The sequence below is a fragment of the Caldicoprobacter faecalis genome (genome assembly GCF_900115765.1).
In the GTDB taxonomy this organism is placed as follows: Bacteria; Bacillota; Clostridia; order Caldicoprobacterales; family Caldicoprobacteraceae; genus Caldicoprobacter; species Caldicoprobacter oshimai.
Window position 1 is genome coordinate 1 of the sequence record NZ_FOXR01000029.1, and the last position, 24,430, is coordinate 24,430.

Annotated in this window: 22 protein-coding genes; 3 read left to right on the plus strand and 19 right to left on the minus strand. The window is 43.3% G+C overall.

The features are described from left to right. Window positions 1-89: 89 nt before the first annotated feature. The 19 genes from BM241_RS12510 to fusA all read right to left on the minus strand — a co-directional run bounded on the left by BM241_RS12510 (window position 90) and on the right by fusA (window position 20,593). Window positions 90-230 carry a hypothetical protein gene (locus BM241_RS12510; protein WP_177206146.1) on the minus strand — a complete coding sequence of 47 codons (141 nt, stop codon included), beginning with the start codon at window positions 228-230 and terminating at the stop codon, window positions 90-92. Window positions 231-830: 600 nt separating this feature from the next. Next, window positions 831-2,387 (minus strand): murein biosynthesis integral membrane protein MurJ, encoded by a 1,557-nt coding sequence (murJ, locus tag BM241_RS09605; protein ID WP_092282627.1) that lies wholly within the window; start codon window positions 2,385-2,387, stop codon window positions 831-833. A 209-nt stretch (window positions 2,388-2,596) separates the two neighbouring features. Then, complete coding sequence (locus BM241_RS09610; protein WP_092282628.1) at window positions 2,597-3,655, minus strand: NAD-dependent epimerase/dehydratase family protein; 1,059 nt, start codon at window positions 3,653-3,655, stop codon at window positions 2,597-2,599. Window positions 3,656-3,663: 8 nt separating this feature from the next. Continuing rightward, window positions 3,664-4,371, minus strand: a complete 708-nt coding sequence (locus BM241_RS09615; protein ID WP_092282629.1) for an IspD/TarI family cytidylyltransferase — start codon at window positions 4,369-4,371, stop codon at window positions 3,664-3,666. A 274-nt stretch (window positions 4,372-4,645) separates the two neighbouring features. After that, window positions 4,646-5,455: a LicD family protein gene (locus tag BM241_RS09620; protein WP_092282630.1), complete on the minus strand. Its 810-nt coding sequence runs from the start codon at window positions 5,453-5,455 to the stop codon at window positions 4,646-4,648. A 45-nt stretch (window positions 5,456-5,500) separates the two neighbouring features. Further along, complete coding sequence (locus BM241_RS09625) at window positions 5,501-6,571, minus strand: mannose-1-phosphate guanylyltransferase/mannose-6-phosphate isomerase (RefSeq protein ID WP_092282631.1); 1,071 nt, start codon at window positions 6,569-6,571, stop codon at window positions 5,501-5,503. 41 nt (window positions 6,572-6,612) lie between these two features. Further along, window positions 6,613-7,746, minus strand: a complete 1,134-nt coding sequence (locus tag BM241_RS09630) for a glycosyltransferase (RefSeq protein WP_177206147.1) — start codon at window positions 7,744-7,746, stop codon at window positions 6,613-6,615. A gap of 23 nt (window positions 7,747-7,769) precedes the next feature. After that, a complete protein-coding gene (locus BM241_RS09635) occupies window positions 7,770-8,879 on the minus strand; it encodes a glycosyltransferase family 4 protein (RefSeq protein ID WP_092282633.1) in 1,110 nt (369 codons plus the stop codon). Further along, window positions 8,863-10,314, minus strand: coding sequence for a hypothetical protein (locus tag BM241_RS09640; protein WP_092282634.1), 1,452 nt, complete (start codon window positions 10,312-10,314; stop codon window positions 8,863-8,865). Before BM241_RS09640 ends, BM241_RS09635 begins: the two co-directional genes overlap by 17 nt. After that, complete coding sequence (locus tag BM241_RS09645; protein WP_025747321.1) at window positions 10,263-11,126, minus strand: glycosyltransferase family 2 protein; 864 nt, start codon at window positions 11,124-11,126, stop codon at window positions 10,263-10,265. Before BM241_RS09645 ends, BM241_RS09640 begins: the two co-directional genes overlap by 52 nt. Window positions 11,127-11,211: 85 nt before the next feature. Next, window positions 11,212-11,844: a sugar transferase gene (locus tag BM241_RS09650; protein ID WP_035146490.1), complete on the minus strand. Its 633-nt coding sequence runs from the start codon at window positions 11,842-11,844 to the stop codon at window positions 11,212-11,214. 428 nt (window positions 11,845-12,272) lie between these two features. Then, complete coding sequence (gene loaP, locus BM241_RS09655; protein WP_035146103.1) at window positions 12,273-12,803, minus strand: antiterminator LoaP; 531 nt, start codon at window positions 12,801-12,803, stop codon at window positions 12,273-12,275. 43 nt (window positions 12,804-12,846) lie between these two features. Next, the gene (locus tag BM241_RS09660) at window positions 12,847-13,614 is read right to left on the minus strand and encodes a tyrosine-protein phosphatase (protein WP_092282635.1); all 768 of its coding nucleotides are present in this window, start codon (window positions 13,612-13,614) and stop codon (window positions 12,847-12,849) included. After that, complete coding sequence (locus tag BM241_RS09665; RefSeq protein WP_092282636.1) at window positions 13,614-14,390, minus strand: CpsD/CapB family tyrosine-protein kinase; 777 nt, start codon at window positions 14,388-14,390, stop codon at window positions 13,614-13,616. Before BM241_RS09665 ends, BM241_RS09660 begins: the two co-directional genes overlap by 1 nt. A gap of 20 nt (window positions 14,391-14,410) precedes the next feature. Next, window positions 14,411-15,094, minus strand: a complete 684-nt coding sequence (locus BM241_RS09670) for a YveK family protein (RefSeq protein WP_092282637.1) — start codon at window positions 15,092-15,094, stop codon at window positions 14,411-14,413. Window positions 15,095-15,208: 114 nt separating this feature from the next. Further along, window positions 15,209-15,979 (minus strand): SIMPL domain-containing protein, encoded by a 771-nt coding sequence (locus BM241_RS09675; RefSeq protein ID WP_177206148.1) that lies wholly within the window; start codon window positions 15,977-15,979, stop codon window positions 15,209-15,211. Next, a complete protein-coding gene (locus tag BM241_RS09680; protein ID WP_092282639.1) occupies window positions 15,969-17,411 on the minus strand; it encodes a DUF4349 domain-containing protein in 1,443 nt (480 codons plus the stop codon). The genes BM241_RS09675 and BM241_RS09680 overlap by 11 nt, the downstream gene beginning before the upstream one ends. Window positions 17,412-17,481: 70 nt before the next feature. Next, on the minus strand, window positions 17,482-18,420 hold the full coding sequence (pfkB, locus tag BM241_RS09685) for a 1-phosphofructokinase (RefSeq protein WP_092282640.1): 939 nt from the start codon (window positions 18,418-18,420) through the stop codon (window positions 17,482-17,484). An 88-nt stretch (window positions 18,421-18,508) separates the two neighbouring features. After that, on the minus strand, window positions 18,509-20,593 hold the full coding sequence (gene fusA / locus BM241_RS09690; RefSeq protein ID WP_092282641.1) for an elongation factor G: 2,085 nt from the start codon (window positions 20,591-20,593) through the stop codon (window positions 18,509-18,511). Between the two features lie 291 nt (window positions 20,594-20,884). Here fusA and aroB point away from each other — a divergent pair, with 291 nt between their 5' ends. The 3 genes from aroB (at window position 20,885) to aroF (ending at window position 24,430) form a co-directional block, all read left to right on the plus strand. Next, window positions 20,885-21,982: a 3-dehydroquinate synthase gene (gene aroB / locus BM241_RS09695; RefSeq protein ID WP_092282642.1), complete on the plus strand. Its 1,098-nt coding sequence runs from the start codon at window positions 20,885-20,887 to the stop codon at window positions 21,980-21,982. A 1-nt stretch (window position 21,983) separates the two neighbouring features. Next, window positions 21,984-23,075, plus strand: coding sequence for a histidinol-phosphate transaminase (gene hisC / locus BM241_RS09700; RefSeq protein ID WP_092282643.1), 1,092 nt, complete (start codon window positions 21,984-21,986; stop codon window positions 23,073-23,075). A gap of 341 nt (window positions 23,076-23,416) precedes the next feature. Then, the gene (gene aroF / locus BM241_RS09705; protein ID WP_092282644.1) at window positions 23,417-24,430 is read left to right on the plus strand and encodes a 3-deoxy-7-phosphoheptulonate synthase; all 1,014 of its coding nucleotides are present in this window, start codon (window positions 23,417-23,419) and stop codon (window positions 24,428-24,430) included.

Here is a 24,430-nt window from a genome sequence, read left to right on the forward strand (position 1 = left end):
CTTGAAATTAAGCTGTTTTTCTTATTCCGATTGTGCAATTTGTGCCCACAAAATGATGTTTTCTCGTCAAGGTGGGTATTATTTTACGCTTACCATATTTGAGGAAGTACCTTTAAAATTTCCTGCGGTATGTTTATGCCGTATACCCCGAGAAATGCCAGCAGCACGGCAATATTGATACAGACTACATCGGCTGCTACAAATGCTATTTTACGCCTCAGAGCAACCACGCTGACCCCCTACTTTCATCCATTAACTTGTCTTTTTCTAAAAACAATGCCTGTTTTTTAAAACAGGCACTTTTGCACAAAAATTGCCGTTATTTTCCTATTAATATGATACTTTAGCACTATATGCGAAATTTGCCGCAACGTGTATAATGACTTATGGTGGATATAGACAACTTGATGCGGATATACCGTTTTTTCAAGTTTTTTGAGTTTTTTGAAGTGTTTGCAGGACAAATCCTGGAGGAAAGCATAATGCTGCCATTTCCCCTCCATGATAGAGGAAATGCCTACTTCGTCTAATCCCCGTATGACCTCCGTCAGGAAAGTTATGCGCCGAAACAGCAAAACCTTCCTTCAGGATTTTGTCCATCAGTTAAAATAATAATACATTATGGTATAAGATGTCAACCATTTTTATTTTATGAGACATAAATAATGTACAATTTTAACGTTTCGGCACAAAAAGCCTTGCGTGCACCTCTCTAGGCTGATAACCCAGCCTTCAGAAAACAAGTTGCTTACTGCTTACGCTCTAATTATGATATAATTCGATACACACTTACGTTTTCCTGCAAGCCGAAACAAAAAATTTGATAATTTTTACTCAGAAATTCTCAAACGCTTTTTGACCATGTCGATAAGCCACTTGACCTCTTCAACCCTGAAAAGGTATATCAGACCAAAGTACAACAAAGCACCAAAACCTATCTCCAACGCGAGAATTAAAAATCCAACCATCTTGCTGGACATGGAGATGTATTCCGCCGCAATGCCGTTCAGCCAGTACACGGCAACGCCCATTATCAGCGATGCCACACCGCATTTCAAAAACGCACCAAGCAGCTTCCTTCCGCCAATGCCGCCCAATCGCTTCCTCAAGTTTGCAAACAAAAGCAGCGTCATAATCATTGCAGACAGGCTGGTGGCCAGCGCCAGACCATCGTGCTGCATGAACCTGACCAGAATAAGGTTCAGCACTATATTGCACAATACTGTCAGCACACCATTTAACATAGGCGTCCTGGTATCCTGCAGCGAATAAAAGGTCCTGTTCAGCACATCGCGGTAGCCGTAAAACACCATGCCCAGCGAATAAAACATGAGCGCCGAGGCGGTCATGGAGGTAGCTCTTGCGTCAAACTGCCCCCTCTCAAACAATACCGACACTATTGGCCGCCTTAAAACCACCGCTCCAACGGTAATGGGGAGTATGATGAGCGTGATAACATTGAGGGCCTTTATGAGCTTGTCCTTGAAGCCAGCCATGTCTTCTTCGGCGCTCAGACGCGAAAGCAAGGGATAGATGACAGTAGCTACCGACACAGTAAAAAGGCCATACGCAAAGCCGTTTAGCCTGTTGGCAAAGTTGAGCGCCGAGATGCTGCCCTCGGGTAGGCCTGAGGCCAGCATCCTGTCAATCAGGGCATTGAGCTGTTGCACCGTCGAGCCCAGCATAACTGGAAGTGCCAGGGCAGCAACTTTTACCACGTATGGGTCCTTAAAGTTTAAAACCCTGCTGTATCTGTAATCTTTTTTAAATACACCGGGCAATAAAACGGCGAGTTGTACCACGCTACCTACCAGAGTACCAAACACTAAGCCATAGGATCCAACCATATCGCTTAAGAGCAGCACTGCTATAATTATCATATTATTTGGAATGCCTATAAGAGCTGGAAGCACAAACTCGTTGTTAGCCTGCAAAAAACTTATAAAAATCTGGCACATACCTATGAATATGATCATGGGAAAGGTTATCCTGGTAAAGCCGACCGCCAGCTCAAGAACCTCTCCCTTGAAGCCCATGGCAATCAGGGATACAATGGGGCGTGTGAACACCATGCCCAGAACCGCCAGTGCTGTACTTATAACCAGCACAACGTTGAGTACCCTGCTTGTAAAGCGAACAGCCTCCTCGGAGCCCTCTTCAACTCTAATGCGGGAATAAAGCGGTATGTATGTTGTACCAATTGCGGCCGCTATGCTGGCAAACAGCGTCTGCGGTATGGTCAGGGATACCAGATAGGCATCGGTGACATATGTGGCACCGTATGCGCTGCCAAGCAGTATCTCCCTCAAAAAGCCGGTTATCTTGCTGAGCAGCGTGATTATCATCACGAGTATTGTGGCTTTTTTGTAGCTTATGTGTTGTTGCATTTTTTGCACCTCTTTTAACCTCTTCCCACCTCAAAGATATAAGGATTCTTAACTGTTCTATTATAGCTATTTATCTGCTTTGCTAAACAGACATTCCAACAGCATTCAACGCTTACTCCAACAATTATAAATATTCAATTTACCCCTTCGCAAATCTTCATTAACTATCTTTGCAGCAAAAAGGATATTCATGTATTTAAGATTTCTCTTCAAGTTTCCAATAAAACACCTTTTAGAATATCAATTGTTCTCTTTAATCCTGTTTTTATGTCGTAATTAGCTTTCCATCCCAGTTTCTCTAATTTACCTGCATTAAGCACGGATTGCATTACAGGATTATATCCTGCTTTTTCAATTTCACTAGGAATTTCAAACACTACTTTCTTACCCGAAATACTAGCTATTATTTCTGCCATTTCTCGTATAGTCACATTGGAATTTGCATTTGCTATATTATAAGCCTGCCCCGTTTCTCCCTTCAATAATATAGTCAAAATTCCTGAAACACAATCAGCGACATAACAATAAGAACGCAGCTGTAAACCGTGACTTTTCATTACAATATCATTTCCTGATAAAGCATTATTTATAAATTGCGCTGAAGCTCTATTGTCATCTTTAGTAGCGGTTGGGCCATAAATATGGCAAGGCCTAGCTATTACTGTATCAATACCATATTGTTTTGTATATGAAACACAAAGAGTTTCTGCTGTTCTTTTCGCATTAGGATAACATGACCTTGGATTAGTATTGTCAACATAACCACTATATGACTCATCAAATGCACTAACACTTTCGCTTCCTTGTCCATACACTTCTCCAGAAGAGATAAATAAGAATCTTTTTACGCCATTTTGTCTTGCATATTCCAATAAATTATAAACACCTAAAATATTTCCCATTATTGTTCCAACGGGATCAGTTGAAAATGCTAGTGGGTATGCATTACTTGCTGCATTAATTATATAATCAAAATGATAGTCACAAGCAAGGGCAAATTTTACATCATGTCGTATAGGGTGAAAAAAAGGACTTTTTAAATGAGATCTAAATCTTTTCTCTAAAGATTCCTTTTTTCTGCTCATAGCAAAAACATTTATGTTATAATGTAACAATTCATTAGAAAGCATCAAAACATCCACCAAAAAGGAACCAATCAACCCCGTTGCACCAGCAACAAGGATATTACACCCTCTTAATTGCTCTAATTGGATACAATCTAACACATATTGTAAATCTCCCCTATAAATAACATTTTTATAAAACATGATTTCACCTACTTCAACCAATCGGCATTTTTAGTTGTCAGAAGGGCTTTAAATATTTCAATATCTTCTGTGGTTGTAATCTTAATATTTTTTTCAGATCCTGCTGAAAAATATATTGTTTGCCCTAGCTCAATCATCAAGGTGCAAGATGCCACCGAATTCGTTATTCCCCTTTTCTTTGCTTCTTCATGTGCCCATATTAATTTTCCCAACGGAAAAGCTTGTGGTGTCTGTGTTCGCATGAGTCTATCTCTATCGTATATAAAACTTGACGATACCTTATCTTCAGTCACAAGCATTGCCTCTACACATGGAATAGCGGCAACACCTGAGCCAAACAATCTACATTTTGCTATACTATCAGAAATTATTTCCGCAGATACCATAGGTCTAACTGCATCGTGAACCAAAACAATATCATCATTAAACTTTTCTTTGATTGCAAACAAACCATTTCGAATAGAAGCCTGGCCGGTTTCTCCTCCAGAAACTATTCCCATTAATTTTGTAATATTGAATTGCTTTGCATAGGCTTTCAATATCTCATGCCATCCGTCCAAACATACTACATAAACAGCATCGATATCAGGATGCTTTTGAAATGCTTCCAGCGTATAAATAATTATGGGCTTATCAAATACATTAATAAATTGCTTAGGAATATCTTGGTGTGTTCTTTCTCCCCGACCTCCTGCAATTATTAAAGCAATATTCATATTGACCCCCTCCAATAAAACTGTTTTTAACTTAACAAAAGTTTGTGTTGCCTAACAATACCTTATACCGCACTTTTAACTTTAACGTATTAAAAATTAGCTGTTAAAGTACACAAATTAATCAAATCCACATGTTCGTGTAGAATTTTCTCTGGCTAGAACCAGATATTATCACTAATACTTTATATTCTACTGTCCTGCTATAAAAGTTTTTGCAGCAGTCATACAACACTTAATAGTATCGACTTAACTCTTATTTTAACAATTAATGGAATTAACTTATTAAATAAGCTTCAAAATTATGATGAGATATTCTTTCTTTTTCAAGTGGAAGTTCCATATAATTTCCATACAAACTAGTCAAATATTCATCATACCCAACTGGTGCCGAAAATATTTCTCCTTCGAATTCCACATCAATTGATTTCTCAAAAACTTTTTTACTTACAATCTCTTTTTCAAAATATCCTGCAACAATACATCCAACCTTATCTCCGTTATTATAATCATATTTAGTACCCAACCGTTCAACGTAACGTATCCACCTTTTCCAACCAATTATTCTAGAAAATCTCCAAACGATATATTTAATTATATATTTAACAATATTACATGATTTCGGATACTTTTGTAATGATAAGCCAAGCATTCTCCTGCATATTTTTAATTTCATCATATGATACCATATTTTTTGGGAATTTCTGGGCAAGCCATCTATTGGGAAAACATCGATACAAACACCTAATCCTTTTATCGGATATTGCTCATATTTTATTAGCATAGTATGAGTATCTACAACTTTAGCAAAAGGATAATGATAATCCTCATTATTGTAAAAAGATAAGCTACGGTATCTATGCCCTTCCTTTAAGATGTCTATTAACTTCATATAGTCATTTCTTGGTAATGCTATATCAATATCATCATCCCACGGAATGAAACCTTTATGTCTGACAGCTCCTAAAAGGGTCCCACCACATAGAAAATACCTTAATTTATTGTTATCACATATTTTTTTCACATATTTTAATATTTCTAATTCTATCGCTCTAACTTCTTCTAAATTTAATTTCTTTTTGTACATATCTCTCCTCCTTTTCAAACGTTTAAGGAGACAAATAACTTGCTACTAAACATACTTGCCTTCCTCTTTCAGCTGACTTAATATATCCTTCATATTTTGAACCTTATCTTTAGCACATACGAAAACCACATCTTCTGTGTCTACCACAATAAGGTTTTCCACACCCACAACCGCAACAAGCCTATTCTCACCCATTATTATGCAATTCCTTGTATCCACCTTAAATACATTACCTTTTATAACATTATCATACTCATCTTTTTGGTAAATTCTTTCAATAGCAAGCCAGCTTCCCACATCATCCCAACCAAAATCTCCTAGCACAACATATACATTTTTCGCTTTTTCCATTATTCCGTAATCAATCGATATACTCTCTAATTGGGAATATTCTTCATAAAGTACTTTTTCCATATCATTTGAATCAATATGTTCTCTTATTCGCTCCAGTGAGTTATATAAATCAGGCATATACTTCTTCATAGCACTGAGTATTGAGGATGTTTTCCATATAAACATCCCGCTATTCCAGAGATAATTTCCACTTCGTATATACTTTATCGCCGTACTGTAGTCGGGTTTTTCAACAAACCTTTCAACTTTATACACGCAATTTTTATTTACTACTTTTTTTGTGTTCTCATCAAAGTTTATATAACCGTATCCTGTTTCAGGGCGCGTAGGTTTAATACCTATTATTACTAGATTGTCACCTTTTTCTGCCTCTTGTATTGCCGTTTCCAACGCTTCTATATACTTTTCTTCATCCTTTATAACATGATCAGATGGAACAACAACCATTATCGAATCCCTATCAATCTTTTCTGTACGAAGGGCTGCAATGCCAATACAGGCTGCAGTATTTTTACTCATAGGCTCAATTAAAATATTCTCACGAGGCAAATTAGGAATCTGCTGACTCACTAATTCCACAAAATCAATATTGGTAACAACAAAGATATTTTCCAGGGGCATAATCTTTGTAAGCCTGTCCACTGTTTGCTGAATCATCGTTTTTTCTCCGAAAAGATTTAAAAATTGCTTAGGCATCTTCATCCTACTCTTAGGCCAAAATCGTTCGCCCCGTCCCCCTGCCATGATTATCCCTGTTATCATAACGTTCATCCTTCCGATCATATCGTTTATAATGATAACTTTTAAACTTTTTTAGTTATAACATCAGCATATAAGTTGTATAAAATCTTGTTTGTAACATCAGAATCAAAATATTCGTTAAACCTTTCTAATGCACCTCGGGCTAACCTTGTATATAATTCCTCATCAAAATAAAGTTTTTTTATAGCCTCTGCCAGCTGTTTGGAATTTGAGGGCTCAACCGTTAAACCAGACACGTCATTAAGGCTAACCCAGGGTACTCCGGTTGGTAAATTCGTATTTATTACGGGTTTACCATATATCATAGCCTCAAGCTGTACTATTCCAAAAGCTTCACTGGGAAGAACAGAAGGAAAAACTAAAAATTTTGAATTTTTTATTAAATACAGCTTTTCATCTTCAGAAACTTGCCTAGATATAAAATATATTTTTTTCTGGCTATTTTGAACTCTTCTCATGATATCTTCCCTAAGCTCTCCATCCCCTGCAATAACAAAGGGTATATCTTCTTGAATCATCTCTATAGCTTCTAGTAATACATCTATTCCCTTGTAGTATGATAACCTTCCCAAAAACAGCACAAATTCTTGTGGTAGATTTAATAACGATTGCTCTATATTGTTGACATCATAATCACGGTAATAATCGCGCTTGTCTAAAGATAATGGAATAACTACAATTTTATCCTTAAAATTCTTTAAAACAGAAGAAAATTCAATCATTCTTTGGGACGTCACTATAATAGCATTAGCACGTTTGCAAAGCTGTTTCTGAAAAAATTCCACAAATCTTTTTAATTTCTTTTGCTTAACAATATCGCTATGCCATGTCACATAAACCTTTTTATTTTTACTCAAAAATTTTAATAACAAACTTCCAACGCTTCCAAGAGGAAAAGGTTCATGAAAGTGTATTACATCAGCTATCTTGGCTAAACGGAATAAATGCCAAAAAAACGCCACTGATATCGGCATTGACATAAACGTTCCAAATGATGCACATCTATAAACCCTAATGCCGTTTATCTTTTCAACTATAGTTTTTAAAGTAAATTTCTTATTTACACAAAGCACTACAACTTCATCAAATCGCTTTAAATATTCCGCGTATTGTTTAACAACGGTCTCTACACCACCGATATCAGGCCAGTACATTTTGTTTACCTGTAATACCATAATCTGCCACCTCAATAAAGTGTTCAAGACATACATATTTTTTCGAATGCATTCAAAATTTCGTATGCCGATTTCTCCCAATCAAACCTTTGAACGTTCTTCAAGCCTTTCTGCTTAAGCTCCTCCTTTAGTAATTCATTGTTTATTAATAGCTCTATTTTATCGGCTATATCGTTAATATCGTAAGGATTGCAATACAGCACACTGTCGCCACAGACTTCAGGTAAGCTTGCTACATTTGACGCTATTACCGGGCACCCACATGCTTGAGCTTCAAGCGGTGGCAATCCAAACCCTTCATAAATGGAAGGAAAAACCAGTGCCTCAGCCATCTTATAAAATTTGGGCAAATCCTCATCTTGTACAAACCCAGTAAATACTATCTTATTTCTTTTTCTTAGTTCTACATGATTTATACTTTTATCTCCTGTAATAAATCCTCCTTTATTTCCAATAACAACCAGATACAATGTTTCATCATCAATTCTATCAAAAGCCTGGAGTAACCTCGCGAGATTCTTGTGAGGCTTTATATTCCCTACATAAAGCAAAAATCTATCAGGCAAATTATATTTTCTTCTGACAGTAAACATATCTTCGTAACTAACGTTTTCACTATTGTATATTTTAGTATTGCATGCAGGATAAATAACGTGAATTCTTTCTTCCATTATCTTACCATACTTAATTATTTCCCTTTTTGAAAAATTTGACACCGTGAGAACCACATCGCTTTTTCTTAACGCCTCTTTTAAAAAAAATTTAAAACTCATTACAACTTCTGGCTTAAAAAATTCTGGATGCGCAACATGAACTACATCATGTATAGTAGTAATCCTGTATTTAGCTTTCAAAGGTAATAATGGTATATTTACATTAGGAGACCAGAAAATATCACACTTAGGTACTAATGACGGCAACTTTAACTGTTCTTTAATACTAAAAATTTTAGCATTCAACTCAATAAAATCCACGTTCTTCTTATTAATTAAGCTATTAATATCCTTAATATTTTTCCCTATTATTACAAACTTGTGTTCATTGGCTATATCAATAATATTGGGCAGTAAATTCTTTATATATGTCCCTATTCCCGACGAATTAATCATTCTAGCATCAATTACTATTTTCATTTAATAATATCCTCCCGTATTTGTCCAAACTATACACCATTATAGCGCATATGAGTAAAATATCCATGTTCCAGTTAGGTTGTCCAACATTACCTATTAATAAGCTAAATAAAGCACATTTTGTCAAAAAACTTTTTGATTTTATGATCATATATCCCCACAATAACAAATATATAGAAAACCCAAGTAATCCCGATTCAATGAATATGGTAAATATTGAAACAGCATTGGTGTATCTATTGAATAAATTCGGATTTATTGAATGCATATAGTTTCCATAATTATATGGCCCCATCCCTACAAAAAATGATAGTATATTATTTGCAGCATAATTAAAAAAGGTAACAACATGAAATATTCTCCCGCCTAACGAATCAGCTGGTATACTTTCTGTTATATCCTCACTCTCATCATACACTATTTCCCCGTCATCCACCAACTCTTCTTTTATAGTATCCATCTTTTCGGTCAAATCTATTCTTGTTCCGTAAACGAAATATTTTTCAACAGAAAGTACATAAGGATTGATCAATAAAAAATAAAAGCTGATAAAAAATAATAAACTAGCTACCACCTTAAATCTGATGTTTTTTTTATTTTCATAATTATTCCATATCAAGAAAATCCCTACCGCCGGTATTACTGTCTTCGAAAAAGTAAGGATTGAAAAAATTGGCAACAATTTGCCATAAAAGTCTAAAATTTTATTGAATGTGATACCATATTTTTTTAACACTGTGTAAGAAACATACGCCATTAACAAAAAAAACCCCAGCGCTTGCGTCTCTGGAAATACTCCTCCAAACTTAGGAAAAAAGACTGTAAAATTTAATATTTTAACCCAAGACTGAGAGATAATTTGATAATCAATTATTTTCTGGAATGGCAAAATGTTAAATTTGATTATATAACCAAATATTCCGATTAAAACAAATACAACCACTCCAGCACTCAACACAAATAAATACTTTAATACCTTAATAATTACTTGAGGATAATCAGCCACTAAAATAACTACTAAAGATACAAAGAAAACGTACTGGAGCAGCACTTTAAACAATCCTCTGAGACTAAAAAGTATATCATATGATTTGCTAAAATTCAACAAAGCAGATAATATATAAATACAAGAAAACAAATAGCAGAAACTTAAAATATCTTTATTCAGATTTCCAAATATTATATCCCGTCTAAATAGATTAGTAATATTCCCACTAAAACGCCAAAATACTAAGAAAGCCAAGATGATATATTGAGGATAAAACCAAATAATATTCAACCCCAATAAGGTCTTTACCTGCTTAGGTTCAAGCATTGATAAAAAGACTATAAGAAATAATGCAGCATTAAATATAAATTTCTCCCTTTCATCACCGCTTTTTATCAAGGTTTGAAAGTTATAAAACCCTTCCACCTTCCATTTAAGATTTTGCAATAGAATTTTACACCACCCCAATTCATTTTCAAGATGCTATATAGGATACCCCCGCCAGCCCTTATCAATAATCTACAAAACTCTGGCAATAACTCAATATCATTAACATGTTTCCTAAAAAATGCCCCCAATCCCATTGCATAATAATATGCCCTTTCAATTGTTCTTTCATCGTATTCAATTATCTTTAACGGATGGTAAATACATATTTCTGGATAATAAATGCCTTTACATCCTAACTGTAATAACCGATAAATAAAATCTGTCTCTTCAGCAGACTGAAAGGGCGTGTTTGCTCCAACCCCTAACCTTTCATCAAAACTCATTTTATTTTCCTTTATACATTCTGCCTTTACAAAAATAGTATAAGAGATACACGTTCCGAATAGCGTACTCTTACTTATTGGCGTTTTATTTTTTCTCCATCTACCATTGCTTTCAAGCCCTGAAACCTCATCAAGAGAGATGCAACTCAAAAAATCTACCTTATCCCTTTCAAATCTATTCTTTACTTCTAAAAGAATATTATTCGGATATTTGCAATCATCATCTGGAAAAGCAACTATATCACCTTCTACATGTAATAAACCAAAATTCCGTCCTCGTGACAATCCTTTAAAATTAACGCGAAAATATTTTATTTTATTAATTTTATTTTTGTACCTATCAATTATATTTTTTACTCTATCATCCTCATTTTGATCCACAACTATAAGTTCATAATTTTTATAAATTTGATCACATAAACTACTTAAAAAGTCTTCTACTTCCTTATCTCTTCCTAAAGTACAAAGAATTAAACTAAACTTCATAATTTCCTCCGTCAACTCGTAACCCAATAATTTTTTATTTGCTCTAAAAAAGAACCAACTATTTATCATAATTATCAATAATAAGCTACCAAGCACCTTTACCTGTCAAAATAACTTTTACCGTCTTTAACATTATCTTTATATCCATCCATATCGAACGATTTTCAATATAATATAAGTCATATTCCAATTTTTCCGCGGGGCCAAGTTCGTACCCTCCGTTGACTTGAGCCCACCCTGTAAGTCCAGGTTTAACCTGCAACCTATTTACAAATCCTGGTATCTGCTCATTGAACTGATAAGTAAAAATAGGTCTTTCAGGCCGCGGACCTACTATGCTCATATCACCTTTTAAAACATTAAAAAGCTGCGGCAATTCATCAATACGCGTTTTTCGCATAATTCTTCCAACTTTTGTAACCCTTGGATCATCTTTTTCAGCCCACTTTGCTCCATTCTCTTCGGCATTTTGGTACATAGATCGCAGCTTATACAGCATAAATACTTTTCCATTTTTACCTACCCTCTCTTGGCAATAAAAGACAGGACCCTTTGATTCAAGTTTAATAGCTATACCAAATATAAGCATTAAAGGAATAGCTATAACAAGCCCAATTAAAGATAAAACTATATCCATCACTCTCTTTATTTTTTCATACCAGAATCTATTCTCTACAACAACAGTTGTATTCTTCCCAATATTACGTTGCACGTACATCTCAATATTTACAACCTCCATAATTTTAAAAACCTCCTTTGCCCCCCGCAAAGCACCCGCTTAACTCATTAGGAATAAGAACTCACTATTAAAATTACATCTTAAAAATAAAAATTATTGATATATGTCGTAATGCACATATTAATAGTAAGGAAACAGATTTTACTCACATAGTGTTACAACGACTTTCAAACAAGTAAAACCTTCCCCCTCCCCGCCTTAAAGCGGGTTTTACAAACCATTCTATGACCTCCCTCAGGAAACGTTTTGCGCCGAAACAGCAAAAGTCCCCTCGGGATTTTGTCCACATAACTCATTTAAATTTTACAATGTATATCAAAGTGGTGTCAATTATATTAATTTGCCAGATCAAGTTTCGGGCAACGGCCTGCTACAATAAACGCTCAAACACTTAAAAACCGGGCCCATTACCCCTTGCATCTGTCAACCAGGTGAGCGCCCAGGTCGATACGCTTCTCCTTCCCAAGAAACTGGATTCGCACCTTTACTCGTTTCTTTCGGGCGTCAAACTTTTCTATAATCCCTTCCAACCCCTTTAAAGGACCGCTTATGACGACGATACGCTCGCCTTCCTTGTACACTTCGGAGAAGCCTATAGTTTCTCCCTCCGATGTCAGCATAAGAATTACAGCCATCTCTTCATCCCTTATGGGTACCGGTTCAGATTCATCCTTTAAAACGCCGTACACCCTTGGCAGCTTCGACAGCTTATAATACACCTCTGTATCCATCACTGTTTTTACCAGGACATAGCCGGGAAATAACTTCTTGGTTATCTCATAGACCTTTCCCTGCCTTCTCTCTATGAGCTTCCTTTTGGGAATCAAAATCTCTATATTCTCATCAGGATACAGCACATTAATCAATCGCTCAAAGTTTTCTTCCTGACCTGTTTCGACAAAAATCGCGTACCATTTCATTTCCGATTCAACGTCCATATCCACAGCGATCCCCTCAACCCTTAGTATAAATTAACACAGATTAAAATCCGAATATCCTCATCCTAGGCTTATACCTTCTCGGGGGCTCTGTGGAAACCATCTTTCCTTCCAGTATATGATAAGGCGTAATGCCGACTATTCTTCTTACCTGTTCCTCATCCAGCCAACTTTTTAGCTGCTCGACAGCCCTCTTCACATAAGGCCCCCTTGTACCGTCTGAATGGGCGTCTGTGCCCAGCACATGCCCCATGCCGTGCGTCAGCAGTACACGGGCACACCGCTGTACTCGTTTCCCAAAAAGGCCGGTTATGCTGCCAGTATTGATCTGGCACAAACAGCCCAAATCCACCAACCGATAGAGTATATTCGGGTCGCGCATTATCGCAAGATTCCTCTCAGGATGAGCGATTATGGGTATGAAGCCCATGAGCCTGAGTTTGTATACAAAATCCTCGGCGTACAGCGGCACTTCCCCCATGGGGAGCTCTACCAAAATATAGGAGGTAGCGTTTATAGTTAACCTGTCCAGCCCCTCCACTTTAAGAAAGGCCGGGTCCATGAACACCTCTGCTCCCAAAAAAATATCGAGGTCCATCTGCTGAGCATCCAACACGCGCTGAAGCTGCTGTCTCTGGCGCTCAACACCCTGTACAAAAGCATCGATATTCTTTGCATCCAGGCAGTGCGGCGTGGCTACAATGGCATCTATTCCTTCCTTCACGGCCACAGCAGCCATAGAGAGCGCCTCACCTATGGAGCCTGCACCGTCATCGACCTCGGGCAGTATATGGCAGTGGAGATCCAGCATTACAGATTCATACCCTCGCTTCTCGAAATTGAAATACCGTCCACGGAAAGCGGTTGCTCCATAGTAACCCTTCGGCGCTTCTTCTTCCTACCGCTTTCATCGTAATAGTAATAATAATAGTAATAGTAGCCTCCACGTCGATCAACCGGGACGCCGTTTAGCACAACGCCCAGTATCCTGGCGTTCACCTTCTGCAGGCTGGCCTTGGCCTGGACAGCAGCATCAAATGTGGTCAGACCATACCCCGCCACCAGCACCACTCCGTCCACATACTGAGACAGCACAGCAGCATCGGTAACCGGAAGCACCGGCGGCGTATCAATAATAACCATGTCGTAGTCTTCCCGCACCTTATCCAGAAACTCCCTCATCCTTTTCGAACCGAGAAGCTCGGAAGGGTTGGGCGGCTTAGGACCACTGGTTATAATCTCTAAATTTTCCACCTCGGTCACATTGGCAATCTCGCTGTACTTAAGCCCTTCTACGAGGATATTGGTAAGGCCTTTTATATTTACCAAGCCAAACATCCTGTGAATAGCAGGTTTTCGCAGGTCACAGTCTATAAGAAGCACCCTGCGATTGGCCTCGGCCATAGCGATAGCCATGTTAGCAGCCGTGGTACTCTTGCCCTCGGCAGGTCCGCTGCTGGTCACCAGTATGACCTTTATTTTGCGGTCAGTGGATGAAAATTCAATATTGGTCCTCAAAATCCTGTAAGCCTCTGCGACAGGCGATTTTGGATCTGCATGAATTGCCAACCTTGTAGATTTCAACATCTATACACCTCACAAACCTTTTACTGTTCCTCATACATTGGAATAATGCCTAGCACAGGCAGCTCAAGATATTTTTCAATATCCTCGGACACCTTGATGGTATTATCAAGGTATTCTACGAGGAATACCACTCCCAATCCCAGCATAAGCCCCAGTACTCCGGCTATGGCTATATTAAGGAGCGGCTTTGGCTTAACCGGCTCCTGGGGAACCTTGGCCACATCGATAACCTGCACATTGTCCAGCTTCATGATATCGACGACTTCCCTCATGAAGACCTCGGCGATGGCATTGGCAAGGTCGGTGGCAAACGCGGGGTCTGTATCCTCCACCGTTATGCGTATGATCTCGGTCTCACCCTCTGAAGTTACAGTGATCTTTTTCCGCAAATCGGCAGGCTTTAATTCGAGCTGCAGCTTCTCAATGACCTTGTCCAAAACGCGGTCGCTCTTCGCGATCACGCTGTATGTCTTGACCAGCTTTTGGTTTGCCAGTATGTCGTTGTATTCGATGGTATTTGCCTGGCTGTTCTGAGTTTTACCCACCATAAGCGTTGTGGAGGTCTCGTATACCTCATCCAATAAAAAAAAGCTTACAACCGCACTTATCAGCACAGCCACTACAGTTATCATAACAATAAGGCCCAATCTTTTGCGAATAATTTCGAATAAATCTTTAAGCTCCATCTCTTCGCTTATAGCCATAGGCTCCACCCTTTCTCCATCCCATTGCCGTATTTCGAATTCATTATACCATAGTCGACAAAAAAAGGGAATATAAAGAGGTGGATTTTTCATCCACCTCTTTCCTATTCAATGTTATTCGATGTGATAAACCAGTGTAACCGTTGCACTGACCTCTATTTCCCCTTCAGATATGGGAACCGTCCAGGCAGCATCAGCGGCTTTTTGCGCACTTTCCCGCTCTACGTAGTCTCTCTGATACCGGTAAAGCTCGGGCGGTGCCGAACCCTCGTAGATAGCTGCTATACCCTTCAGCTTTACACCGGCCTGCTGGGCCATCACTTCAGCTCTTCCCTTAGCCTGGTCGACGGCCTTTTTTAAAGCTTCTTTGTAAGCTGCTTCCTGGTCCTTAAGTCCAAAGTATATGCCATAGGAATAGTTGGCCCCTTCCTCGTGTACATTACTGAGCACCTCGCCCACTTTCTCAACATCCCGCACCGTAACCCTGACTGTATTGGTAACCCGGTATCCTTCCAGAACGCTTTTATTGTTTACATAGTTATACTGCGGAAAAACTTGATAATTGGAAGTCTGTATGTCTTTCTCCTCTATGCCCATTGCTTTTAATTTGTTTATTATTTTCTCCATGGTTTTGGCATTTTCCTGCTGGGCTGCTTTAGCATCCTTCAAAATAGTCTCCACTCCCACGTTGATATATGCCACATCAGGCTTTAACGTCACCTTATCGGTCCCCGAGACGGTGAGAATATTCTCCTTTACGTATACATTTTCAGGGTTAGTGACATTCACTACAGGAGTATCTTTAAGGAAAATAGCCCCGGCAGAGACACCCAAACATGCCACCATCATCACGATTATAACGGCAATCAAAAATTTATTGTTCATGGTTCGCTCTCCCATCTTCTTCAATTTTATCTACTCTTTTCTCAATTTTCGGCCTTAGCGCAGCCTTTGATCTCTTGACAATGCTCCACACGCCCCATGCCACGGCAGCCAGCACCACCAGATAGGGCACGGCGCTCACAATAAACACGGCCAGATCAGCAAACAGCTGGCCCAGGCGCTCCCAAGACTTTATAAAGCCGTTTACGATCCTATCGCCCCAGGTTATGGGCTCGGGCTCCTCCTTCTTGATCTTCCGCACCTCATATACATCGATGGAGACCCGCGAGTACTGCACCATGTTATCCCATTGCTTCAACGTGCCGGTGTAGTTTTCGATCTCGTAGCGCACGCGGGATAGCTCGCGCTCTAGCTCTATTATGTCCTGCAGTTTGTCAGCTTTGCTCAGCAAGGTGAGTAATCTCTCTTCCTGAAGCCTGAGTGACTTTAGCCTGGCCTCAACATCAAGGTACTGGCCGGTTATGTCCTCGCCCCTTATCTGCCTGCTGGTCACGTTGCCCAGCTCGACCATATCTCCTATAAACGAATCAAAAGACTTTGAAGGGACGCGTATCTCGAAGTGTGCCCTGCGGTTGGACACCTGGCCCTGGTAAGTGGGTTTGCCCTGGATCTCGGAGGACTCAATATATCCCAGATAGACGTTCACCCTTCCGATTATCTCATCCACCGTGCGGTCAAATTCTGTGGTTTCAAGGCTGAGGTAAGCCGAGCGTATGATCTTTCTCTCGGCTTCTGCCTGGGCGCCCGTCGAAGCCTGTGCAAACCCAGAGATCTGGACAGCCAGTTTATTTTGCTCTGATGCCCACTGGCTGTCGGAAAGCGCTGCGCTTTCGTCTGCCTTATCCTGCGCCTGCTCAGCCACTTCGGGTTCCATCTCACCTTTTACACCGGCGCCTGCACTGTTATCTGCAGCCCATTTGGCATCAGGTGCCATACTGTTGCTTGCGCTGTCGTAACCCTGGTAGCCAGCCTCCTCATTGGAGCCCGCCGGGTAGTCGGCCGTCCTCTGGGCAGCGTCATAAAGCGGCGGAGCTGCATCTTTGGTAGCCATTTCCCGCTCATACGCTCCTCCACCGCCCTCTAGCCCACTCATCACCAGCGCCACTCCAAAGACCAATACCACAGCGGCAGCCAGGCCGGCAACAACCATTCGGTTAACTCTCCACCCGATTTTTCTGACCATACCCGCACTCTCCTCCCCCTTCAACCTATCGATGAGACAGCTACAAAAGCCGGAAGGCAGTTCCACATCCTCCAGCCCAGCACACATCTCCCTTACTTTGAGAATGGCACTATATTCCTCCCGGCATCGAGGGCACTCGCTCAAATGCTGCTGCATCTCGGATATCAAAGAGCCATCCAGCATCCCATCTACATATGCCGATATATTTTCCCTGCACTGCCTGCAATCCATATCCCCTGCCCCCTTTCACCTGTACAGACGAAGGAAGAGGGAGAAAAGTTGCAAAAAACTGTGGTATAAATTAAAAATCGCTGACCTTCTCGATCTCAACCCGCGGCAGAATGCTTTCAAACCCATCGCGGGTACAAAGAAGGGTGCCCTCCCTCATCACCGACGCAGTGGCGGCCGCCACCCCATAGCGCAGCATGTCCTTCAAACCGGCTCCCTCCTTAAGCGCAAGGCAGAACCCCGCCACCATGGAATCGCCTGCTCCGGCCGTGCCCTTCACCTCCACAGCGATAGGGTGGGCGTAATATGCCTCGTTTTCGTCTATGATCATGGCCCCCCGGCTTCCCATGGACACCCCCACTATGCGCACCCCTTTTTCAATAAACCCTCTGGCAGCCCTTACTATTTCACTGTGGGTGGTAAGGGTTCTGCCCACCGCCTTTTCAAGCTCATACAGGTTGGGCTTTATCATGTAAGGCCGCGCTTTGAGGCCTTCAAGCAGCAGCTGGCCTTCGGCATCCAGCACGCAGATGACGCCTAACCTTCCTGCTCGCTCCATAAGGTCCTTGTATATGGATGTAGGCACTCCCCTGGGCACGCTTCCGCTGAAGACCATCATGCTGCTCTTTGCGGCGTATATGTCGATTTTGCCCATGAGCTCTTGGAGGTGCTGTGGCGAAACGGGATGGCCGCTCTCGTTGATCTCGGTGACCACGCCCTGAGATAGGTCAAACACCTTTAGGTTTACCCGCACCTCGCCTTCGACCTCCACAAAGTCGTAGGGTATACCCGCCCTGTCCAGCAGTTCCCTTATCATGTGTCCCCTTTCAGTGTAGTTAAAGCCTGTGCAAAACGCCTTTTGGCCCAGCTGATGCAGCGCCACGGCCACGTTTATGCCCTTGCCGGCCGCGTCCGTGCGGCTGTCTATGATCCTGTTCAGCCCGCCGTAGATGAATTTCTCCACAGTAACCATCCTATCAATACACGGATTGAGCGTAACGGTTGTTATCATAACGGGTGTTCCTCCTCAAACCTCAACTTTTTTCACAACATAATTAAAAACCGGGCAGCCTTTGCAGGGCGCCCGGTTTTTTAAAAGGCTATTCTCCCTGTGCCTCACGCCTGGCCTGCTCCACGATTTTGGCGCTTATGTTGGCCGGCACCTCCTCATACCGCACAAAGGTGAGCTTGAAGCTGCCGCGGGCCTGGGTCATGGAGCGCAGGTCGGTGGCATAGCGGAACATCTCGGCAAGGGGCACCTCGGCATCCACCTTTTGCAGCCCGTTCCCCAAGGGCGTCATGCCCAGTATGCGACCGCGCCTGCGGTTCAAATCGCCTATAATGTCGCCCATATATTCATCGGGTATTATGACTTCAGCGTGCATGATGGGTTCAAGCAGTACGGGATCGGCCTGCTCCAGCTTCTTGTAGGCCAGGTATGCGGCAATCTTAAACGACATTTCAGAGGAGTCCACCGGGTGATATGAACCATCGTAGAGGGTAGCCCTTATTCCCACCATGGGGTATCCAGCCAGCACGCCCTTTTGCATGGCCTCGATCAAACCCTTTTCAACCGCGGGTATATACTGGCGCGGTACAACGCCACCCACTATCTTGTCGACAAACTCAAACCGCTGTTCATCTGGGTTGGGCAGCGGCTCAAACTCGATCCATACATGGCCGTACTGTCCGTGTCCGCCCGTCTGCTTCTTGTGCTTGCCTTCTGCCTTTATGGATTTGCGAATGGTCTCACGATAGGGCACTTTGGGCTCTTTAAATACCGCATTCACTCCGAATTTATTTTTCAAACGGCTGGCAATCACATCAAGATGCACTTCTCCGGTTCCTGAGATGAGGGTTTCGCCCGTTTCAGTGTTTTGCTCAATCCTGAAGGTGGGGTCTTCTTCCATGAGCCTGTTCAAACCTGTGAAAACTTTTTCCTCTTCTCCTTCTTTTTCTGCGTTAACCGCCATTGAAATGGAAGGTTCGGGGAATTGAAAACCTTCATATACGATGGGATATGCCGGATCGCAAAGTGTGTCACCTGTGGCTGTATTTTGAAGCTTGGCAAGTGCGCCTATATCGCCCGCCGTCAATTTGTCCACCGCGATCTGCTTTTTGCCTCTCAGGATGTATAGGTTTCCGGTCTTTTCGCCCTTTTCCTTGTTTGCATTGTACAGGTTCATTCCGTTTGTGAGCTCTCCAGACATGACCTTGAAGAGCGAGAGCTTGCCTACGAAGGGGTCGACGATGGTCTTAAACACGAAAGCTGAGAAAGGCTGTGAAGCATCGACTTTCCGCTTTTCCACCTTGCCCGTCTTGACATTGGTCACCGAAACCTCCGGCCGCTCGTCAGGCGCCGGAATATATTTTATGAGGCTGTCCATCAATATATCAACGCCGGCATTGGTGAGGGCCGAACCGAATAGCACCGGCACTATGTCTCCGTCGACAACGCCTTTGCGTATGGCCGCTTGAATCTCCTCTTCGGTCAGCTCTTCTCCCTCAAAGTACTTCTCCATCAGCTCTTCGCTGGTCTCAGCCGCGGCCTCTACCAGGCGCGTCCGAACCGATTCTATTGTGTCCGACATGTCATCAGGGATACTCACCTCTTTGAGACCCTTATCGGTAAACTCCCAGGCCTTCATCTTGACCACGTCTACAAGCCCGGCAAACCTGTCGCCCTTCATGATGGGTACCTGGAGGGGAGTGATACAGGTTCCGTACTTACCCTCAAGCTGCTCGAGAACCTTTTCATAGTGCACGTTCTCCCGGTCCATCTGGTTGACGAAGATCATAATGGGTAAGTCGTATTCCTTGCAGTAGTCCCACGCCTTTTCAGTGCCAACCATCACGCCCGATACCGCGCCAACCACAATGACGGCCCCATCCACCACACGCAAGGCCTCGATCATTTCGCCCACAAAATCGAAGTAACCTGGTACGTCTATGATGTTTATCTTATGGCCATTCCATTCAAATGGCGCTAAAGCGGCGTTGATGGATATCTTTCTCTTTATCTCCTCGGGATCAAAATCGGTAGTGGTGGTGCCATCCTCGACCCGGCCAAACCGGTCGACGACCCTGGCATTGAAAAGCATGGCTTCGGTTAGAGTGGTCTTACCTTCTCCGCCGTGGCCTATCAGCCCAACGTTGCGGATGTTACGGGTTGCATAACTGTTCATCAACATTCCCCCTTATCTAGCTTATTCGTTTTCATTTTTGTGCCCCTTTAAGAAGTGCATACCTTGAAGTGAAACTACTACAGATATTTCTGCATCAAGTACAAATATCCTCTTTTATTGTATCATACTTTTGTTAAAAACTTAATATATTTGGGAAAATAATATTTTTTAAGGCCAATTTTTTGGCCCGGCCGTCCTTGACTTTTATTGCAAGTGAAGTTACAATTTTTAAAATATCAACAATTCCGGAGGCAAGGGTATCATCCCGCCGCCTTATAAGGAGGCTCGGCCATGCAAACCATAATCGTTGACCTCCAAGAAAGGGCATATCCCATACATATCGCTCCCGAGGGATGGGAGGCTCTGCCCCATGCCATAGACGGAACCATCAAGGGCAAGAAGGTCATGGTGGTGTGCGACGAGAACACACACCGCCTGTATTACAGCCCTGTAAAATCGATGCTAGAGGCCAAAGGATATACGGTATACCAGGCCGTCGTACCCCCCGGCGAGGCCAGCAAGAGCTTTGAACAGGCGCAGGCCCTTTACACCAAAGCGCTGGAGGCAAACCTGGACCGCTCATCCACCATTGTGGCCCTGGGCGGAGGGGTGGTAGGCGACCTGGCAGGCTTTATCGCCGCCACATACATGCGTGGCATTGGGTTTATCCAGATACCCACCTCACTTCTTGCCCAGGTGGACAGCAGCGTGGGCGGGAAGGTGGCCATAAATCATCCTTTGGCCAAAAACATAATAGGGGCGTTTTATCAGCCTCGTATGGTGTTCATAAATCCTCGTACCTTGAGCACGCTTCCGCCACGGGAGTTTGCAACCGGAATGGCCGAGCTCATAAAACACGCGTTCATAGCCGATGGCGACTTTATAACATGGCTGGAGCAAAACATGGAAGCGCTGCTCTCTTGCGATGTACAGGCACTTACCCATGCCCTTTATCGCTCATGCAGCATCAAAGCCAGGGTGGTGGAACAGGATGAAAGGGAAGCCGGGCTGAGGATGATACTCAACTTTGGCCACACCATAGGCCACGCCATTGAGTCGGCCACCGGGTATTCGAAATACACCCACGGCGAAGCGGTGGCGATGGGCATGGTGTACGAAGCCAAAATAGCCGTGCACAGGGGATTGATAGGGCGGGAGTATGTGGAGCGCCTGTCATCGTTGCTGGAAAGGGCCGGGCTGCCCACCAGACTCGAGGCAGCAGACTGGGGCCTCATAATCCAGCGGATGGCTTACGATAAGAAGAACGTGGACAGCCGCATAGTCTTCGTGCTTCCCACAGGGTACGGCAAAGTAGAAGTGTTCAAAGACGTTGCAATGGACGAGGTCAGGTGGGCGCTGACTGGCCGGGAGAAAAAGGAGGGAAAGTGATATGGTAAAGCACAGAAAGACGGTTGAAACCCTTGAGCCCTACAGGCCGGGCAAGCCCATAAGCGAGGTCAAGCGCGAGCTGGGCCTTACCGACGTCATCAAGCTGGCTTCCAACGAAAATCCGCTGGGGTGTTCGCCCAAGGCCGTTGAGGCGCTCATCAAATGGACAAATGAGGTATCGCTTTATCCAGACGGCAACTGCACCGAGCTCAGAAACGCCCTGGCAGAGAAGTTTAAGCTGGACCCGGGGCAGTTCCTGTTTGGCGCAGGGTCGGATCAAATTCTGGAGATAATAGCCCAGACGTACATCAACCCCGGTGATAGCACCATCACGGGCTGGCCGTCCTTCTCGAGGTACGAAGCGGTAACCCGCATAATGGACGGCAACATAATACGCGTGCCGCTGACCCGGGATTACCGTTTTGACCTCGATGGCATTTTAAACAGCATAACCGACACCACCCGCATTATCTGGGTGTGCAACCCCAACAACCCTACCGGCACAATCATCACCGCCGAAGAGCAAAAGGCATTTCTGAAGAAGGTGCCCAGGCATGTGCTGGTGGTGCTGGACGAGGCCTACTATGAATATGCCCGCGGCGGCGACTACCCCGAGAGCACGGCACTGCTTGACGAGTACGACAACATAATCATCCTCAGGACCTTCTCCAAGGCCTACGGCTTGGCCGGGCTGCGCATAGGATACGCCATCTCCAATAAAGAAATCATAGAGCTCCTCAACAGGGTGCGCGGGCCGTTCAACGTCAATGCCGCTGCACAGGCCGCTGCCCTGGCAGCACTGGGTGACCAGGAGTTCGTCCAAAGAAGCGTGCAAAACAACGAAGAAGGGAAGAGGTGCCTCTATCAGGCCTTTGAGGAGATGGGGCTTGAATACATCCCAACCCATACCAACTTCATCATGGTCAATGTGGAGAAAAACAGCGTGGAGGTGTTCAAGGCCCTGCTTCAAAAAGGGGTCATCGTCCGCTCGGGAGATATATTCGACATGGACAACTGGCTCAGGGTCACAATCGGCACCCCTGAACAGAACAGGCGATTCATCGAGGCTTTAAAAGAAGTGCTACAGCGGTAAGAAGTGTTTCAGCGGTGAAGTTTTTGCCAAATGACTTCCTGCAACTTTATCGGCAACCTTGCTCGCTATCTGCGGGCATCAGCGGCAAATACCCTTCAGCGTCAACTGCTAAAGATAAAGCAGCAAAGCCGCGGTTTGAAGGAAGCCGCGCGTCAAACCTGCATCTCAAAGCCTCGCGTCAAAACTGCGGCTTAACAAAGCCACCTGTCGGCTTGGACAAAGTTGCAGTTCAGGGGCGCACGAGAATATGTATAAAATATGAGCACAGCCGTATGGTAGCACGGTAGTATGGCAAAAACATTATTGCTTTTAACACATTTTAAAACGGGAGGATGGGTAGTATGGTTATCGTCATGAAGCCTGACGCCACCGAGGAACAGGTCAGGCAAATCGAGGCGCTGCTCAAAAAGCTTGGCCTGGGCGTGCATATATCGGTGGGTACCGAACGCACCATAATAGGGGTAATAGGCGATAAGCGGGTACTAGCCGACACTCCCCTGGAGCTCATGCCGGGGGTGGATCGCCTGGTCCCCATAGTAGAATCGTTCAAGCTGGCCGGGAAAACCTTTAAACCCGAACCGACGGTAATTCGCATCAAAGACGTGGCCATAGGCGACAAAAAGATCGTCATCATGGCAGGTCCGTGTGCCGTTGAAAATTACGACCAGATCATGCAGACGGCAAAGTTTCTCAAATCCAGAGGGGTTCAATTCTTAAGAGGCGGCGCGTACAAGCCGCGCACTTCGCCCTACTCCTTCCAGGGGCTGGAGGAAGAAGGATACCGGCTGCTGGCCGAAGCGGCCAGGGAAACCGGGCTCCTTGTGGTATCCGAGGTCATATCCCTGGCATCCCTAGAACAGGCTGTAAAATATGTGGACGTGGTGCAAATCGGCGCTCGCAACATGCAAAACTTTCAGCTGCTGCGCGAAGTGGGCAGGATGAAAATACCGGTAGTGCTAAAGCGCGGGCTGGCTTCCACCATAGAAGAATGGTTAAACGCCGCAGAATACATCATGAACGAGGGCAACTACAACATAATACTGTGCGAGCGGGGAATACGCACCTTTGAGACATACACGCGCAACACCCTTGACCTCAGCGCCGTTCCGGTTATAAAAGATATAAGCCATCTGCCCATAATCGTCGACCCCAGCCACGGCACCGGAAAGTGGAAGCTGGTCACCCCCATGAGCCGTGCTGCCATTGCCGCCGGTGCCGATGGCTTGATGATAGAGGTTCATCCGGAGCCAAAATGCGCTCTGTCGGATGGCCCTCAGTCCTTGAACCTCGAAACCTTCGAGGCGCTGGTCCAAGAGGTTGCCAAGATAGCCAGCGCTGTCGGCCGGGAGTGGTGA

What these genes read in the sequence shown, in the direction of transcription:
- murJ (WP_092282627.1), bottom strand. Translation starts at nt 2,387, where the DNA reads ATGCAACAACACATAAGCTACAAAAAAGCCACAATACTCGTGATGATA.
- BM241_RS09610 (WP_092282628.1), bottom strand. Translation starts at nt 3,655, where the DNA reads ATGTTTTATAAAAATGTTATTTATAGGGGAGATTTACAATATGTGTTA.
- BM241_RS09615 (WP_092282629.1), bottom strand. Translation starts at nt 4,371, where the DNA reads ATGAATATTGCTTTAATAATTGCAGGAGGTCGGGGAGAAAGAACACAC.
- BM241_RS09620 (WP_092282630.1), bottom strand. Translation starts at nt 5,455, where the DNA reads ATGTACAAAAAGAAATTAAATTTAGAAGAAGTTAGAGCGATAGAATTA.
- BM241_RS09625 (WP_092282631.1), bottom strand. Translation starts at nt 6,571, where the DNA reads ATGATAACAGGGATAATCATGGCAGGGGGACGGGGCGAACGATTTTGG.
- BM241_RS09630 (WP_177206147.1), bottom strand. Translation starts at nt 7,746, where the DNA reads ATGGTATTACAGGTAAACAAAATGTACTGGCCTGATATCGGTGGTGTA.
- BM241_RS09635 (WP_092282633.1), bottom strand. Translation starts at nt 8,879, where the DNA reads ATGAAAATAGTAATTGATGCTAGAATGATTAATTCGTCGGGAATAGGG.
- BM241_RS09645 (WP_025747321.1), bottom strand. Translation starts at nt 11,126, where the DNA reads ATGAAGTTTAGTTTAATTCTTTGTACTTTAGGAAGAGATAAGGAAGTA.
- BM241_RS09650 (WP_035146490.1), bottom strand. Translation starts at nt 11,844, where the DNA reads ATGTACGTGCAACGTAATATTGGGAAGAATACAACTGTTGTTGTAGAG.
- loaP (WP_035146103.1), bottom strand. Translation starts at nt 12,803, where the DNA reads ATGGACGTTGAATCGGAAATGAAATGGTACGCGATTTTTGTCGAAACA.
- BM241_RS09660 (WP_092282635.1), bottom strand. Translation starts at nt 13,614, where the DNA reads ATGCTGGATCTCCACTGCCATATACTGCCCGAGGTCGATGACGGTGCA.
- BM241_RS09665 (WP_092282636.1), bottom strand. Translation starts at nt 14,390, where the DNA reads ATGTTGAAATCTACAAGGTTGGCAATTCATGCAGATCCAAAATCGCCT.
- BM241_RS09670 (WP_092282637.1), bottom strand. Translation starts at nt 15,094, where the DNA reads ATGGCTATAAGCGAAGAGATGGAGCTTAAAGATTTATTCGAAATTATT.
- BM241_RS09675 (WP_177206148.1), bottom strand. Translation starts at nt 15,979, where the DNA reads ATGAACAATAAATTTTTGATTGCCGTTATAATCGTGATGATGGTGGCA.
- BM241_RS09680 (WP_092282639.1), bottom strand. Translation starts at nt 17,411, where the DNA reads ATGGATTGCAGGCAGTGCAGGGAAAATATATCGGCATATGTAGATGGG.
- pfkB (WP_092282640.1), bottom strand. Translation starts at nt 18,420, where the DNA reads ATGATAACAACCGTTACGCTCAATCCGTGTATTGATAGGATGGTTACT.
- fusA (WP_092282641.1), bottom strand. Translation starts at nt 20,593, where the DNA reads ATGAACAGTTATGCAACCCGTAACATCCGCAACGTTGGGCTGATAGGC.
- aroB (WP_092282642.1), top strand. Translation starts at nt 20,885, where the DNA reads ATGCAAACCATAATCGTTGACCTCCAAGAAAGGGCATATCCCATACAT.
- hisC (WP_092282643.1), top strand. Translation starts at nt 21,984, where the DNA reads ATGGTAAAGCACAGAAAGACGGTTGAAACCCTTGAGCCCTACAGGCCG.
- aroF (WP_092282644.1), top strand. Translation starts at nt 23,417, where the DNA reads ATGGTTATCGTCATGAAGCCTGACGCCACCGAGGAACAGGTCAGGCAA.